At 42.6% G+C, this 15060-nt stretch carries 15 protein-coding genes; 13 read left to right on the top strand and 2 right to left on the bottom strand.

The annotated features are described in order from the left end of the window. The first annotated feature begins 676 nt into the window (after window positions 1-676). From ABZA00_RS11955 to ABZA00_RS11985, 7 genes are all read left to right on the top strand, one after another. Window positions 677-1204, top strand: coding sequence for a Fur family transcriptional regulator (locus ABZA00_RS11955; protein ID WP_372882394.1), 528 nt, complete (start codon window positions 677-679; stop codon window positions 1202-1204). 593 nt (window positions 1205-1797) lie between these two features. After that, window positions 1798-1935, top strand: a complete 138-nt coding sequence (locus ABZA00_RS11960) for a hypothetical protein (RefSeq protein ID WP_372882395.1) — start codon at window positions 1798-1800, stop codon at window positions 1933-1935. A gap of 10 nt (window positions 1936-1945) precedes the next feature. Further along, window positions 1946-2767 carry a metal ABC transporter ATP-binding protein gene (locus tag ABZA00_RS11965; RefSeq protein ID WP_372882396.1) on the top strand — a complete coding sequence of 274 codons (822 nt, stop codon included), beginning with the start codon at window positions 1946-1948 and terminating at the stop codon, window positions 2765-2767. Then, window positions 2767-3621, top strand: a complete 855-nt coding sequence (locus tag ABZA00_RS11970) for a metal ABC transporter permease (RefSeq protein WP_372882397.1) — start codon at window positions 2767-2769, stop codon at window positions 3619-3621. Before ABZA00_RS11965 ends, ABZA00_RS11970 begins: the two co-directional genes overlap by 1 nt. A 42-nt stretch (window positions 3622-3663) precedes the next feature. Further along, window positions 3664-4782, top strand: coding sequence for a metal ABC transporter solute-binding protein, Zn/Mn family (locus tag ABZA00_RS11975; protein ID WP_372882398.1), 1119 nt, complete (start codon window positions 3664-3666; stop codon window positions 4780-4782). A 111-nt stretch (window positions 4783-4893) separates the two neighbouring features. Further along, a complete protein-coding gene (locus ABZA00_RS11980; protein WP_372882399.1) occupies window positions 4894-5532 on the top strand; it encodes a DUF1007 family protein in 639 nt (212 codons plus the stop codon). Window positions 5533-5660: 128 nt separating this feature from the next. Next, complete coding sequence (locus ABZA00_RS11985; protein WP_372882400.1) at window positions 5661-6488, top strand: nickel/cobalt transporter; 828 nt, start codon at window positions 5661-5663, stop codon at window positions 6486-6488. Between the two features lie 80 nt (window positions 6489-6568). Here the strand turns inward: ABZA00_RS11985 and ABZA00_RS11990 are convergent, their stop codons facing one another. Continuing rightward, the gene (locus ABZA00_RS11990) at window positions 6569-6997 is read right to left on the bottom strand and encodes a DUF4399 domain-containing protein (protein ID WP_372882401.1); all 429 of its coding nucleotides are present in this window, start codon (window positions 6995-6997) and stop codon (window positions 6569-6571) included. A gap of 78 nt (window positions 6998-7075) precedes the next feature. Here ABZA00_RS11990 and ABZA00_RS11995 point away from each other — a divergent pair, with 78 nt between their 5' ends. Continuing rightward, on the top strand, window positions 7076-7231 hold the full coding sequence (locus ABZA00_RS11995; RefSeq protein WP_372882402.1) for a hypothetical protein: 156 nt from the start codon (window positions 7076-7078) through the stop codon (window positions 7229-7231). A 291-nt stretch (window positions 7232-7522) separates the two neighbouring features. Then, window positions 7523-9013, top strand: coding sequence for an MDR family MFS transporter (locus tag ABZA00_RS12000; protein ID WP_372882403.1), 1491 nt, complete (start codon window positions 7523-7525; stop codon window positions 9011-9013). Window positions 9014-9419: 406 nt separating this feature from the next. Here ABZA00_RS12000 and ABZA00_RS12005 read toward each other — a convergent pair whose 3' ends face one another. Beyond that, the gene (locus tag ABZA00_RS12005; protein WP_372882404.1) at window positions 9420-10598 is read right to left on the bottom strand and encodes a putative zinc-binding metallopeptidase; all 1179 of its coding nucleotides are present in this window, start codon (window positions 10596-10598) and stop codon (window positions 9420-9422) included. 550 nt (window positions 10599-11148) lie between these two features. Here ABZA00_RS12005 and ABZA00_RS12010 point away from each other — a divergent pair. The 4 genes from ABZA00_RS12010 to ABZA00_RS12025 all read left to right on the top strand — a co-directional run bounded on the left by ABZA00_RS12010 (window position 11149) and on the right by ABZA00_RS12025 (window position 14983). Next, the gene (locus ABZA00_RS12010; protein WP_372882405.1) at window positions 11149-11589 is read left to right on the top strand and encodes an EamA family transporter; all 441 of its coding nucleotides are present in this window, start codon (window positions 11149-11151) and stop codon (window positions 11587-11589) included. A gap of 19 nt (window positions 11590-11608) precedes the next feature. Continuing rightward, window positions 11609-11833, top strand: coding sequence for a hypothetical protein (locus tag ABZA00_RS12015; protein WP_372882406.1), 225 nt, complete (start codon window positions 11609-11611; stop codon window positions 11831-11833). A 556-nt stretch (window positions 11834-12389) separates the two neighbouring features. Then, a complete protein-coding gene (locus tag ABZA00_RS12020; RefSeq protein ID WP_372882407.1) occupies window positions 12390-13970 on the top strand; it encodes a BCCT family transporter in 1581 nt (526 codons plus the stop codon). A gap of 356 nt (window positions 13971-14326) precedes the next feature. Beyond that, window positions 14327-14983 carry an NAD(P)H-dependent oxidoreductase gene (locus ABZA00_RS12025; protein WP_372882408.1) on the top strand — a complete coding sequence of 219 codons (657 nt, stop codon included), beginning with the start codon at window positions 14327-14329 and terminating at the stop codon, window positions 14981-14983. The last annotated feature ends 77 nt before the right edge of the window (window positions 14984-15060 follow it).

A 15060-nucleotide genomic window follows, 5' to 3' on the forward strand; every position in this document is an offset into this window, starting at 1 on the left:
CGATAATTATCTATTCATTTATGCTTGTTAAAATGAATGCTAGCTAGACATAAAACTACGTTTTAGTCTTTGTTATTGACTTTGTAATTAGAACAACTAGTTACTGCAATCAATGCCTTGCTTTCATCCATTTTTCCTACGTCTAAATAGATCATCTAATTAACGGAATTGGTATTATTCCCTTTTCGATTGGTGCAACGCAGCACTGGTTTTCGAGCTGGTGCCCCGTAGGGCAAGGTAAATTGCACCAATCTGCTTTGTTATAAAATTTCTCTGTAGAATAGCTATACTTCAATTTTATGCCTGGCATCCCGGCACAATTTGCCTTGCTGACTTTGCATCTTGAAGTATCATGGGTATATATCATTTAACCCGATCTAATAAAACTGATCACGGATTTGCTAAATTCAAATCTCCGTTCATTATTTGAAAATGATTTGGCCTGCAACATTTCAAATAACAATCAGTAAAAAAGCAAAAAGAACACCTCCCCTCAGTTACAAAGCTATTCAGAATTTGACTGTACAACGGCATGTATTGACTATATCTCAACGGCAGGAGCTAACTCTTCATCAGAAGTATCATGGAGATAGGCTAAAAAGAAAAACAGTTCCTGATTAATAATGTTACAATATAACACCTGAAGCGAAAGAAATAATTTTGAGTGACGACATTTATGAGTCAAGATAAAAACATACAATTTATCAGCGCTGATCATGACCACCAGAGCTGCATGGCTACAGCAATAGCTAAAGCAGAGCAGGTTTGCCAGCTACGTAAACAGCGTTTTACAAAACTAAGAAAACGGATCTTTGAACTGGTTTGGCAACAGCATAAACCGATTCGGGCCTACGATGTACTTGGTCAATTACAACAAGATGGTCGCGCAGCTCCACCTACGGTCTACCGGGCGCTTGATTTTCTATTGGAGCTGGGTCTGATTCATAGAATTGAATCGTTAAATGCCTTTGTCGGGTGTTGTAACCCCGGTCTGCGACATCAAGGTCAGTTTTTGATCTGTACTGCCTGCGGGGATTTTGCCGAGCTTGATTCCACCTCAATAAATGCAGCGATCCGTCATTCTGCTGAACATAGCGGTTTTGAAGTTCAGCAACTAACAATTGAAATTATGGGACTTTGCCCAAATTGCAAAGCTGAAAAGGCAGACGATAAATACAAGAACACTCAATTGAGCTGTTATTAACCTCACTTTGGAAAATGAAAACGTAATAACTTTAATATCGAATTGTTAACATTTTGTATCGGTTATTCTCTTTTCAAGCATTATCACGCGGGGTTGCCTTTTGCACAAACTCCCGCATAGTAAGATGAAAAGCAACCACCTTCAGCACGCTGGAGCCTAGATTTAGCACGACTAAACCTTCAACTTAGCCCTGCCCCCCCGGTATATAAAAAAAGAGTCATCTCCTTACTTGCTGTGCCCGGCATTTTCAGGTCGCTTGGGTATATACCCATGTTACTTCAAAATGCTTTGTCAGGCACAAGCTCGGAGACCAGAGCAAGACGCAACATGAGGTAATGGTTATTCCCTTTTCGATTGTTGCAACGCAGCACTGGTTTTCGAGCTCGCGCCCCGTAGGGCAAGGTAAATTGCACCAATCTGCTTTGTTATAAAATTTCTATGTAGAATAACTATACTTCAACTTTATGCCTGGCATCTCGGTGCAATTTGTCCTTGCTGACTTTGCATCTTGAAGTATCATGGGTATATACATTGAAAGTGTTATATTATAACATAACGTTAATGATATGTTATCTAAGCTAATTAAGACGAAAATGAAAAATACCGAACAACATCCAACCAGAGTCGAAAGCTCTGTGAAATCATTATTACTACTGAGTGTCAATTTCCGCTTAGTGGGTGCCGTTGCCATCGTGTTATCTCTTTGGCTGGTTTTAGGCCAATTACTTTAACGGATTGATGATGATTAGTATTATTGATTTGTGTGTCAATTACAAAGACTCACTCGCATTAGACGGTATTTCAACTGAGATCAAACAAGGTGAATTAGTTGCTATTGTCGGGGCAAATGGTGCGGGTAAATCCACCTTACTTAAAAGTATAATGGGACAATTAAAACCAAGCTCCGGCTATATTGATTTGGGTAAACTTACCCCCAAAGATATCGCTTATTTACCGCAAAGTCATCAGATTGATCGTCAATTCCCGATAACCGTGCGTGAATTTGTCTCTGCCGGTGCGTGGCAGAGGATCAGCTTCTGGAAAATGTTTAATCGCGCTGAAAAAGTATTATTGGAGCAAGCATTAAGTAAAGTAAACCTTACAGGTGTTGAGGATAGACAAATTAGCGCCCTGTCGGGTGGTCAATTTCAACGCATGTTATTTGCCCGTATGCTTATGCAGGATGCCGACATTTTATTATTAGATGAGCCTTTTGCAGCCATCGACGCACAAACCACGATGGATCTGATGGAAGTGATCCATGATTGCCAAAATCAAGGCAAAACCATTATCACAGTGATTCATGACTTAGCATTAGTTAATCGTTTTTTTCCCAATGTCATATTACTGGCAAAACAGCTAATTGGAAGTGGAAAAACTCAATCAGTAATGACCGGAAGCAACCTGTCTAAAGCTGGCTACCAGCATTTAGCCTATATCCCACATCAAACTCAAACACTATCTGAAAATGATACAAGCAGGCAATCAGAACAACCCGACGGTAAAAATGCTGATTATTCTCAAATCTGTTCAAACCCGGCTCATTATGAGGAAAGCGCTTAATGATCAGCGAACTATATAGTTTATTTATTGAACCTTTCAGCGACTTTTCTTTTATGCAAAGAGCTCTGTGGGGCTGCATTGTTTTAAGCATAAGTGCTACCCCGATAGGTGTTTTTCTTACCCTAAGAAAAATGAGTTTAACAGGTGACGCGATGGCCCATGCGATATTACCCGGTGCTGCTATCGGTTTTTTAGTCGCGGGGGTTTCTATCACAGCCATGACCATTGGCGGTATAGTTGCAGGTTGCCTGGTTGCTATATTAGCGGGTGTTGTGGCACGCCACTCTAATGCTGAAGAGGATTCCAGTTTAGCCGCATTTTATCTGCTGTCACTGGCCACAGGTGTACTCATTATTTCTGCTAAAGGCAGTAATATGGATCTATTACATGTGTTATTCGGCTCTGTATTAGCGCTCAATAACGATGCACTTATTCTTCTGACGTCTATCGCTACTATCTCATTACTTGCACTGGCCGTGTTGTATCGCCCATTGGTGTTCGAATGTGTTGATCCCGCTTTTTTCAGATCCGTCAGCAAGCTTAGCTCAGTGGCACATTATGGTTTTTTACTACTCGTCGTTTTGAACTTAGTTGCCGGATTTCACGCTTTAGGCACATTAATGGCTGTTGGATTAATGATCCTGCCTGCTGCGATCGCGCGTTTTTGGAGTGAAAAACTCGGTGCTATGCTTATTATCGCTTTCGCCACATCGGTAATTAGCAGCTACTTCGGTCTTTTTCTTTCATTCCACGCAAGCTTTGCCACCAGTCCTGCGATTGTTCTTGTGATGGGCTCAATTTATATAATGTCACTTCTTTTTGGTCGACACGGAGGATTACTTTCAAATAACTAACCTGCAACTTTAATTTGAAATTTTAACTAAACGGAATAATAAATGACCTTAACAATATTTAGAAACTCTCATTTAATTGCATCGCTTGCATTGAGTCTGGGAATAAGTTCAACGGCACTGGCAAATGATAAACTCCCTGTTGTGGCAAGTTTCTCGATTCTTGGAGACTTAGTATCGCAGGTAGGTGGCGAGCATATTGATCTCACCACGCTGGTCAAAGCAAATGGTGATGCGCATGTTTATAGCCCAACACCCAAAGATGCACTGGCAGTTAAAAATGCACAATTGCTGGTGATGAACGGCCTTAATTTTGAAGGTTGGATGCCGCGTTTTCTTGAGTCAGCACACTTTAAAGGAACAAAAATTTTCGCATCAGATGGAATTAAAACCATAACAATAGGTGATGGACACGCCAACGAACACCACGAGCATGAACCGGAAGGCCATGATCATGACAGCAAACACCACGAGCATGAACCGGAAGGCCATGATCATGACAGCGAACACCACGAGCATGAGCAGGAAGGCCATGATCATGACGGCGAACACGATGAGCATGATGAGCATGATGAGCATGATCAACATGATCAAACCGGTGAGCACGACAACCACGGCAATGAACATCACCATGATGGTGTCGACCCTCATGCATGGAACAGCATCAGTAATGTGAAAATCTACATACAAAATATTGAGAAAGGGTTAAGCAAAGCTGATCCTGAAAACAGCCAAGACTATAAAAACAATGCGCTTGCGTATCTGCGTAAACTTGATCAGTTAGAGATCAAGCTGCACGCAAAAATGGATACCATTCCACAATCACAACGTAAGGTAATTACCGCCCACGATGCCTTTGCTTATTTCTCACGCGACTTTCATGTCGAATTTATTGCGCCACAGGGCACAAGCACAGAGTCGGAAGCGAGTGCGTCAGATATGGCCGCCATTATTAAACAAATCCGCAAAGATAAGATCAACGCAGTTTTTATGGAGAACATCGCGGATAACCGCATGGTAGAGCAGATTAGCCGGGAAACAGAAGTCAAAATTGGCGGGAAATTATATACCGGTGCATTATCTGAAGCACAGGGCCCTGCAGCTAGCTATCTGGAAATGATGCAATATAATGTGACTACTATTGTCTCTGCATTAACCCATTAGTTACCCGTAAAACAGCGTATTATTGAACAAGCCTCCGGCTAATCAGGAGGCTTGATAACGATAAAATTTGCACTTTTTCTCTGTAAATATAAAAGGAATACTCAAGCAGATATGAAAACCACCCGTCAACTTTTACATTTTATTTTATTCTCTTTTTTGTTTTTTCCACTGACTGGCTCTACTCATCCTCACTCCTGGGTTGAACTGAAAACCGAGATTGATGGAAATAAAAATGAAATTGTCGGATTCGACATGCAGTGGACTTTTGATGCTATGTCTTCTGCTTATATGATCGATGGTTATGATCTTTCGCCTGAAAAAAAAGCGCAATCATTTCAGGAGATTGCTGACGCTGTATTAAACAATATGCTAACAGAGCATTATTTTACTTTCTTTTATGATGGTGAAGAGCCGATCCGCTATAAAAGAGCAATAAATGCTAAATTAACTCAGCAGGGAGCAAAGGTAACATTAGCCTTTTATCTTCCCTTATCTAAACCACAACCTGCGCTGGGCACGTCGCTCAGATTACTCATTTATGAACCGAGTTATTATGTTGATATCTCCTGGAAACAAAAATCAGACATTTCCTTGTCCGCGGAATTAAAAAATGCATGTACCGTCGAGCTTAAAGAGCCCAAGCCAACGCCAGAGCGGAAAAATTATGCTTTAGCGTTACCTGCAGATGCAGATCCTGACAATGCGTTGGGACAACTGTTTACTCAAACCGTTACACTAAATTGTTTATAATAGAGCGCAACATGCAGAATTTATTTCAAATGAGAACCTTTAAACTAACAAGCGTCTTAAAAGCAGTTATCTTGTTTAGTCTATTTATATGTACTGGTTACATGTTTTGGTATTTTTGGCCAACGATTATGTTACACAGCATTAAATGGCAACAGGTTATCAACGAAGAGCTGAGTAACCTGCTTTATCAGGCAAAGGAAAACCAGCAAACAGCAGCTGTTTCTTTGCTTAGCTTAAGTATTTTATACGGGGCTCTACACGCGATAGGTCCCGGTCATGGCAAGATGATTGTGACTACTTTTCTCGCCACCCACCCGAGTAAAGTAAAACACAGTTTGATATTAACTGTTGTATCGGCATTTATGCAGGCCCTTGTGGCCATTTTATTAGTTTCTAGCCTTGTGTTTCTGTTTAATAATTCAATGAGAGATGTTAACGGTAAAGCCGTCGAACTTATCAACCTGAGCTTTTTGGTGATGATCGGATTAGGTGGCATGATTATTTTCCGTGCGGTTAAAAAGCTTTTCTCCTCCGGAAAAGTTATTGAAAAGCACGAACAGGGAGATTGTCATGGTTGCGGGCATAAACATTTTGCAGACGCGGATGAGATCAACACAGCAACGACCTGGCAAGCCTATGCAGGTATCATTATTAGTATCGGTATTCGCCCTTGTAGTGGCGCTATTCTGGCTTTGCTCTTTGCAAATATGCTTGGTATCTATTGGCTCGGCGTAATGAGCGCATTTATGATGGCCCTTGGGACCGCGATCAGCACATCAGCCATTGCCCTTTTAACTCTCTCCGGGAAAAAGCTGATCAACCAGTATTTACATCATGACGAGCACAAAAACTCGACCGGCAATAGCCTGCTACAACTACTAGGCGGAGTTTTATTAACCCTAATGGGGTTATTATTGTTTAATACCCCTACCTACGGAGTTTCACCTATATTTTAGATTAATGGCCGAAATATTTATAGCTGCTCTTTCGAGGCAGGTTTATTCTCCAGCGCAGCAATCATTGCCGCGGCGGTGTCCTATTCGACGATAATCGTTATCTTTTTGGAAACCACAGGTTTGTCGTGCGGCACGTGCGCATAGTTACCCAGCAAAAGCTGTAATGTATGCTCACCTGGAGAAAGTATGATCTCGGTTTCAGTTTGACCACCGCCAAAATGTTTAATCCTATCGTTTGCCGGAAGTGGCATACTCAAATCAGGCAAAACTTCGGTATCAATCAAAAGGTGGTGATGTCCAGTGTTTTCTATATCGGCTCCAGCAGGGGCAACGCCCATATTTTTTAAACCAAAAATCACTTTGACACTTTTTTGAACAGTCTGCCCATCGGATGGTTGGATAAAATACACCTCTGCGTCTGCAGGTGATGGTGAAACTATATTGTCAGCAAATACGTTCAATGATGAGACAACAAGCGCTATCGATAAGGCGAGTACATTTTTTTTCATTTTTCATTCCTTCTCTAGTTTTTGATGCTCTGTACATTGATTGGCTATACGTCAGCCTGTGTAGGATTTGTTGCCAGAATGAATAAGATACTGACACCACAAGAGCAAAGTCTGGTTTGTTACCACCCTGACGGCGATATAATGAAGATCATGCTTAGCCCACATCTGTTACAAGCTTCGATGGCGCTCTGGTTAACCCTTTTACCAACAGATTATTTTATTATAGTCCGATAAATCTCATTTTTATTAAACAGCCGCATTTAATACAAAAAAGAATCATTATTATTTATTAGGCGCATGATAACGCTTAAGAGCCCCACTTTCTCACTCTGTGTGTTAAAAACCCAGAGAGTAAATCAGCTGAACTGGAAATGTTGAACTTCTGCAGTAAATGCCCCGTACGGCGAATGTTATTGATTGATACAGCCCTACCGCGTGAACACAGAGGTTGATGTGTGATAAGATTCCGGCATTATCTATACCCATGTTACTTGAAGGTGCAAAGTCAAAGCATTTTCAAGTAACATGGGTATAACCAAAGAATCATCCAACAGAAAGAGTACTAAACTGGAAAACTCAATCCCCACAACAGCGATCACCCGCTCCTTAACCCGCCAGGCATTTTTGGTGTTCTTTTCTGCTGTATTTTTACCGATGTTTTTAGCCGCCGTTGATCAAACCATTTTGGCTACCGCAACACCGAGTATTGTTGGTGATCTTGGGCAACTTCACCTTTCATCCTGGATCGCCATTGGCTACCTGCTGGCTACCGTCGCCTCAGTGCCTGTCTACGGCTGGCTGGGTGATCGCTATGGCCGTCGCAATATTTTAATTTGCGCACTAATCGTATTCTGCTTAGGATCAATTATTGGCGCCATGGCCCAAAACATGCCACAGATGATTATTGGACGGGTGATCCAGGGGCTTGGCGGTGGTGGTCTGATGAGCCTGTCACAGGCCTTAATCGCAGAGCTTATCCCGCCAAGAGAACGCGCTAAATATCAGGGCTATTTTGCTTCCATGTTTGCCTGCGCCAGTATTGGCGGGCCTGTGATAGGTGGTTTGGTGGTCACCCATTACTCATGGCACTGGTTATTCTGGGCGAATATTCCACTGGCTTTAGTAGCCGGCTGGCGACTGTTCAGTCTGACGTCCAAGCCGAACCTGGAACACCGCAATAAGCCCATCGATTGGACCGGGTTACTGATCTTTCCAATACTGTGCACTTTATTTCTATATTGGGCATCTGTGGGGGGGCAAAATTTTGAGTGGTTGTCTTTATCCAGTGCTTATTTTGTCTTCCTGATCTTTGTATTATCAGCCGTATTTTATCGCAATCAACGCCGCCACCCTACCCCATTCTTACCGAATGAATTACTTAAAAATAGAGCCATCTACATTCCGCTAACAACATCGATGTTATTTGCTGCCTGCATGTTTGCACTGATTTTTTTCCTGCCTATCTATCTGCAATTAGGATTAAAAACCAATGCGGCAACCTCAGGCTTGTTACTACTACCACTCACAGCCGGCCAGATCTTCGGAGCCTTATGCAGCGGCCGGATAATGGCGAAAACAGGTATTCCCAAATGGATACCCGTTGTGGGCATGTCTATCTCTACCTGTGGTTTTATAGCTCTGGGAACCATTCCGCCGGAACCAACACTGGTAGGACTATTAGGTATGCTTTGTGGTATGGGATTTGGCACTGTTATGCCTACAACCCAACTGGTGATTCAGACCGTTGGCGGCAAAGCCAACTTAGGCTCAGTGACGGCTTTGGCATCTTTATGCCGTAATTTAGGTGCGGCTATAGGGACAGCTTTATTCGGCGCACTGATCTACACCCTGCTACCCGGATTCGACCACAACACTAGTATCGAAGTACTTCGAAACGGTCCGCAGGAACCTGTCATAGCCGCTTTTCAAACCAGCTTTTATGTTGCCGCAGGCATCGCCGCTTTAGCTGCACTCAACGCCGCCCGCGCGCCGATCGTTGTACTCGGGCATGAATAGCAGGAGCGGTACAAATTATCAGTCACGAGCTTCGAGTTGAGAGTTTAGAAGTTCGCAGTTAAGTAGTAATATATAAATTGTCAGGTAGTTACTCAATGTATTAGTTATCTATTTGTGGCCTCGGCTTCAGCCGCGCTATCATCAAGCTCGGCTGAAGCCGAGGCTCCGTGGTGGCATTCTGTATAATGGACAGTACGGAATTGCATAAAATACCTGATAACTTTTCATTAAATACTTAAAAGCTCGTTACTTGCTACTGGTTTCCCCCGCAAACAATGTGCTTTGAGGTGCAGAATTTACCCTGCCATAAAAGTCGATTGTTTATAAATACTCGGCGTGGGGATAAGAATGAAGGTTAAATCCTTCGCCCCTTTAAAGAGCCGAGCTTTAGCCTGCAGATATTGGTTTAATTATTAGGGTCTGTTGTTTGTTCTTCCAATACGGGTAACAAATGTAACCTGTTATGAACGGCATGATGAATAAACGACAACTTGGTGCGTACCGCTTGTGTTAACACAAACGGATAAGCATCACGCAATCCCATACTGCGATTTAATGAGTTGAGGATCACCGAGAAATCCATCCAGGTATCTAAAATATTGGTAATCGATGTTTGCGCAGAAAAATAGTATTCCTGAGGTAATTGTAACCCTCCGACCTCTGCAGTATCAACGGCACCTCCAAGGGCTGAACCGCTGATTGAAAAGTTTTGTGCCGTCTCCAAGGTATCGATAATGTGCATATAATGTGCCCAGGTTTCAGCCCAATCTTCATAGGGATGCATGGTGGCATATGCGCTGATAAAATGTTCCCGCCAATCTGCCGGCGCTCCTTTTTTGTAATGTCTATCCAGCGCTTTTTGGTAACTTAATTCATCGTCACCAAAATATTGTTTACATAACGCATGTTTTTCCGGTGAGTTGGCAATTAACTGGTCGAAATAGTAATGCCCCAGTTCATGGCGAAAATGCCCGAGCAGGGTACGATAACGTTCGCGCATGGCCAATCTTGTGTGAGAACGGGCGACGTCGTTAGCTTCGGCCAGGTTAATGGTGATGTGACCACAATCGTGGCCGGTAAATACCGCTTCCTGATCTTCTAATTTGCTGGCAAAGTGATCTTTTACGTCACGGTCAGTAGTAAAATCAAAGCTTATTCCATTCTCCGGATCCTGAATAATATTTCTTAATGGTACGGGTAATGCCTTTAAGGTATATAAAGCCCGGCGTTTGGCCGTTTCCATTTTTCGCCATAAAGGAATGTGTTCAACAATAGTTAAATCCGGAACCGTTTCATTAAAACGGCAGGCAAAGCACAGCACCTCATCTTTACCATCAACGTGCACAAAGGTATTTAAATTGACCATACCGTTACAGGCTTGATATCGGGCATTGTTATCACATTTTTGATAAAAAACTGTTGGCTGATCCGCTTTGAAAAATAGCCCGCTTTTTTCATCTAAATCATAGGGCACTACCTGCTTAAAATCATCATCAAGCCCGACAGTTCTACCGCAGGCAAGACAATGGCTACTTTCAAAAAATAAAATCGGTTGTTCCTGGCAATTACATCGAAATGTTTTCATATAAATAGTAGATTCACAAAAGAGGAAAATAGGTAATTAACCTCAATTCTGGATAAGCAAATCGATACAGCACCGTTATTTTCGCGTATTTCTGCGTTAAATCATCTCCCAATAGCCAGCTATTGCTTCGATGATTTGCCTTGAACTACACAAAACTAACAGCACTGTATAATGCAAATCTTTAATATGTTGATATTAAAGGGAATTTCGATTCCATTATCCAGAATTGAGGTTAATTAGTTTGAGCAGAAAAATCGCAATTCAGCATAAATTACAAAATTAATAGCACAAAAGAATAATACAAAATTTAACACCACTAAGATAGTAGCTCAAAATGACGCCGACTGCTCCAAATGAAAGGTCTTTGTGCAGATTTAATAACAAACATCTGTTGTTTGTTCCTAGAGCACCATATAGTTTAAAAAACGAACGCCAGATCTGACTAAAAATCGCTCAGGCAAGGCGTGTTAGCGAAGGAATAGAGATCTCTTTCGAGCTGACACAACGCAGAATGAGCGATTTTTAGGCGCTCTCGAAGGGCGAGGCCCAAATGGCGATTACCGCCGCCACTTTGTCTTACGCATTTGCCGGTGTTTATGGACGTCGATTTAAAAAAATGGCGATCAACCCGATCATCATTGCCGCTGGACAAGTCAGCGCATCAACGCTGCTATTAATTCCTATTGCCTTGACCGTAGACGGTGCAATTGATGCAGCAATAAGTTTGCAGACTTGGGCGGCAGTTGTCGGGCTGGCTGTTTTCTCTACCGCGATTGCTTATGTCCTGTATTTCAAGATACTGAATCTGGCAGGTGCAACAAACGTTTTGTTAGTCACATTGTCAGTTCCCGTTTCGGCCATTTTGCTTGGATCTGTGTTTCTCAATAAGCCATTGGAAGTCATTCACTTTGTTGGTATATCGCTGATTGAGTTGGGCTTGTCTGCTATAGACGGGCGGTTATGGATGCGCGTAAAATCCGCAAGATATTAAATTTTTAATCGGGATAAATATGGATAAGGAAACAATAATACGTGGAATGGAAGCACTCAGCCTTGCCGATCCTGATCTCAAAAAGGCATTTACAGAGTTTGGTCCGCCACCAACCAGAACAACTCCTTGTGGATTTGAAACTTTTCTATTTATTATCGTCACAGTAAACCAAGGGTCTGTTGATCTTTCGCGGTTAATTTTTGTTCGAGATAAAAGCGTTTTAATCGCGAGGTGTGTCGCTTAGTCATTCTAAGTAAATACCTCGCAACAAAGAGTAAAACGCTTTTAGCCGCCCCTTCGGGCAGCGCTTGTTGGCTCTTTCTACTGCGCTATCGCCCGTTTATGTAGAATAACTACACTACGCAGGCTTTGCCTTGTATGAAGAACCAGCAAACTGCTGCAAAAACAATCTCGAAAAATCAACAGCCCCTAATAATCCGTAGCAAAAAATTGGCTCGGTGATTGTGAAGAGAGACTTAAATATCCAGACCGGGTTGATCTTTCCGGATACTTTTACAGTAGTTTATCGGCTCTTTAATTAAGTGCAAACCTGAAAGTGTAGTTGATCATAAACGGTTAAAACGCAGCAAAAAACATCTGGAGAACGTTTCAATAATCACATAAACTGTGCGCACAAAACGGCTTAACAATGGACACAAACACGCTTTTGGTTTGATTTTTATACAATTTTTGTTAAAGTTTTCACACTTTTTTTGATTACCACCCCAATCTATATGGTTACAATAAACATTATTTTGACTTTCGATTACGTAATAAGGACCACCAGTTGAGTAAAATTTATGGATAAAAAATTAAAGCAATATAGTATAGATACCACCGACTATGAAGTTGGTCAGGATAATATACAAAAGTGGGGATTTGATATTCATAACCCTGTTTTTGGCACCAGCGCAGGCCTTCTTTTCCTATTCCTTACATCACTCCTGGTCGTTGATCCCGCTACCGCCAAAGAAGCCTTAAATGGGGTCAGAAATAGTATCATGGAAGATTTTGATCTGTTATTTATGTGGTCAACCAACTTTTTCCTGATATTCACCCTGCTATTGATGGTGTCACCGTATGGTAAAATCCGGATTGGCGGCAAAGATGCCACATCCGAGTACTCAACTGCTTCATGGCTGGCAATGTTATTTGCTGCCGGTATGGGGATCGGCCTTCTGTTCTGGGGAGTCGCAGAGCCTACCGCTTATTTTACCGACTGGTGGGGTACCCCCTTTAATGTCGAAGCGCAGACGTCGGAAGCAAAAGCACTGGCGATGGGTGCGACTATCTTCCACTGGGGTCTGCATGGCTGGGCTATCTATGCCATTGTCGCACTTGCACTGGCGTTTTTTGCCTATAACAAGAGACTGCCGCTGTCGATGCGCTCTGTATTCTACCCAATCTTCGGTGATCGCGCCTGGGGCTGGTTAGGCCATACCATTGATATTCTGGCGGTACTGGCAACCCTGTTTGGTCTGGCAACATCGCTTGGCTTAGGAGCGCAACAAGCGACCAGTGGTATCAACCATGTATTTGGTACTGACGGCGGTATTGGCATGCAGCTTTCCATCATTGCCTTCGTGACCTTTATTGCTATTTTATCTGTTATTCGCGGCATAGAAGGCGGTGTTAAAGTATTAAGTAACATTAATATGGTGTTTGCTTTCGCCCTGTTAGTGTTTGTTACTTATGTTGGCTTTGATATTATCAAGTTTTCAATCCCTCAAACCATGATGGCTTATGTTGAAAACATCCTGCCTCTAAGCAACCCTCATGGCCGTGAAGATACAACCTGGATGCACGGTTGGACCGTATTCTACTGGGCATGGTGGATCTCATGGTCACCATTTGTCGGTATGTTTATTGCGCGCGTATCTAAAGGCCGTACCGTTCGCGAATTCCTGTTTGCCGTGATTTTTGTTCCGACGCTAATGACCATTATTTGGATGTCTATTTTCGGAGGACTGGCTATAGATCAGGTGGTCAATAAAGTCGGTGAACTCGGTGCTAATGGTCTGACAGACATTTCTCTGACTTTATTCCAGGTATATGACGCGCTGCCATTTAGCTCTGCCATTTCTATTATTTCGATTGTGTTAATCCTGATATTCTTTGTCACCTCATCGGATTCAGGCTCACTGGTAATCGACAGCATCACCGCGGGCGGCAAAATTGATGCACCGATTCCACAGCGAATTTTCTGGGCAACGGTAGAGGGAGCTATCGCAGCAGTAATGCTTTGGATTGGCGGCAAAGAAGCGCTGCAGGCATTACAGTCCGGCGTTGTTATCACCGCCCTGCCATTCACCTTCGTGCTACTGTTAATGTGCGTTAGCCTGGTTAAAGGCTTAAACACAGAACGTTTTTTATACAAATAACAAACTGATAGTATCTGCTGCTAATGATTCCGCCCTCCCCGTAACGTATGCGGGGATGGCGGAAATATACCATGGCGAATACAGCACGAAGTCAACTCCCAAACCTTTTCCTATAGCGTCACTTCTGACAATCCATACGCTGAAAATAAAGCACGATGCCGGAAACTAACTGAATCGTCCGGATTATCCAAAACAGTTTGTTAAAACTGCAAAAATAACCCTATTTATTTATATAGCAATGTAATTTATTATCATGCAACCCCAGAATGAACAATAGTTCAGTCGCACAGGAATTACTCAGATAAAAATCAACTTCCGGCTGTAAATACAGCACCCACCAACAACTGGAGATCTGCATGACACACCCAATTATTACCGATTTAGAAAACCGTTATACCGCAAAACGCTACGACCCTACACGACGCGTCTCTCAGGAAGATCTGGATGTCATCTATCAGGCTATGCGGCTATCGGCCTCTTCAATTAACTCGCAACCCTGGAAGTTTATTGTGATTGAGAGTGATCAGGCCAAGCAGCGCATGGAAGGGACTTTTGTCAATAAGCACCAGTTCAACCAGCCTCACGTAAAAGCGGCATCACACATTATTTTGTTTGCCTACAATCCGAAATACACCCGTGAAGACTACGCCAAAGTGGTCGATAAAGGGATTCAGGACGGCCGTACTAAACCTGAAAACAGAGAGCAGGCATTTGCTGGTTTTGTTTTTGCAGAACTCAATACAGACGAAAACGGCAGCACCGCAGCCTGGACCAAAGCACAAACCTACCTGGCGCTGGGTAACACCCTGCATACGCTTGCCCGCCTGGGGATTGACTCGACAACAATGGAAGGAATTGACAGTGAGCGAATCGGAGAAATTTTCAAAGATGAGCTTGACGGTTACGTGTGTGATGTCGCACTCGCTATCGGCTATCATCACCCTGAAGAAGATTACAATGCCAGCCTGCCAAAATCCCGTTTAGCTGTTGAAGATATCATTACAATTTTATAAGTTATTATAAATTGAATAGTTAACATCAAGATATTGCCATATTTCCGAAACAGAGTATGGCATTGTTTGTTTCAGGC

The sequence above is a fragment of the Psychromonas sp. genome (assembly GCF_041586535.1).
Classification (GTDB): domain Bacteria; phylum Pseudomonadota; class Gammaproteobacteria; order Enterobacterales; family Psychromonadaceae; genus Psychromonas.

What these genes read in the sequence shown, in the direction of transcription:
- ABZA00_RS11985 (WP_372882400.1), top strand. Translation starts at nt 5,661, where the DNA reads ATGTTACACAGCATTAAATGGCAACAGGTTATCAACGAAGAGCTGAGT.
- ABZA00_RS11995 (WP_372882402.1), top strand. Translation starts at nt 7,076, where the DNA reads ATGAATAAGATACTGACACCACAAGAGCAAAGTCTGGTTTGTTACCAC.
- ABZA00_RS11970 (WP_372882397.1), top strand. Translation starts at nt 2,767, where the DNA reads ATGATCAGCGAACTATATAGTTTATTTATTGAACCTTTCAGCGACTTT.
- ABZA00_RS11955 (WP_372882394.1), top strand. Translation starts at nt 677, where the DNA reads ATGAGTCAAGATAAAAACATACAATTTATCAGCGCTGATCATGACCAC.
- ABZA00_RS12010 (WP_372882405.1), top strand. Translation starts at nt 11,149, where the DNA reads ATGGCGATTACCGCCGCCACTTTGTCTTACGCATTTGCCGGTGTTTAT.
- ABZA00_RS12025 (WP_372882408.1), top strand. Translation starts at nt 14,327, where the DNA reads ATGACACACCCAATTATTACCGATTTAGAAAACCGTTATACCGCAAAA.
- ABZA00_RS11960 (WP_372882395.1), top strand. Translation starts at nt 1,798, where the DNA reads ATGAAAAATACCGAACAACATCCAACCAGAGTCGAAAGCTCTGTGAAA.
- ABZA00_RS12000 (WP_372882403.1), top strand. Translation starts at nt 7,523, where the DNA reads ATGGGTATAACCAAAGAATCATCCAACAGAAAGAGTACTAAACTGGAA.
- ABZA00_RS11980 (WP_372882399.1), top strand. Translation starts at nt 4,894, where the DNA reads ATGAAAACCACCCGTCAACTTTTACATTTTATTTTATTCTCTTTTTTG.
- ABZA00_RS11975 (WP_372882398.1), top strand. Translation starts at nt 3,664, where the DNA reads ATGACCTTAACAATATTTAGAAACTCTCATTTAATTGCATCGCTTGCA.
- ABZA00_RS11990 (WP_372882401.1), bottom strand. Translation starts at nt 6,997, where the DNA reads ATGAAAAAAAATGTACTCGCCTTATCGATAGCGCTTGTTGTCTCATCA.
- ABZA00_RS12015 (WP_372882406.1), top strand. Translation starts at nt 11,609, where the DNA reads ATGGATAAGGAAACAATAATACGTGGAATGGAAGCACTCAGCCTTGCC.
- ABZA00_RS12005 (WP_372882404.1), bottom strand. Translation starts at nt 10,598, where the DNA reads ATGAAAACATTTCGATGTAATTGCCAGGAACAACCGATTTTATTTTTT.
- ABZA00_RS11965 (WP_372882396.1), top strand. Translation starts at nt 1,946, where the DNA reads ATGATTAGTATTATTGATTTGTGTGTCAATTACAAAGACTCACTCGCA.
- ABZA00_RS12020 (WP_372882407.1), top strand. Translation starts at nt 12,390, where the DNA reads ATGGATAAAAAATTAAAGCAATATAGTATAGATACCACCGACTATGAA.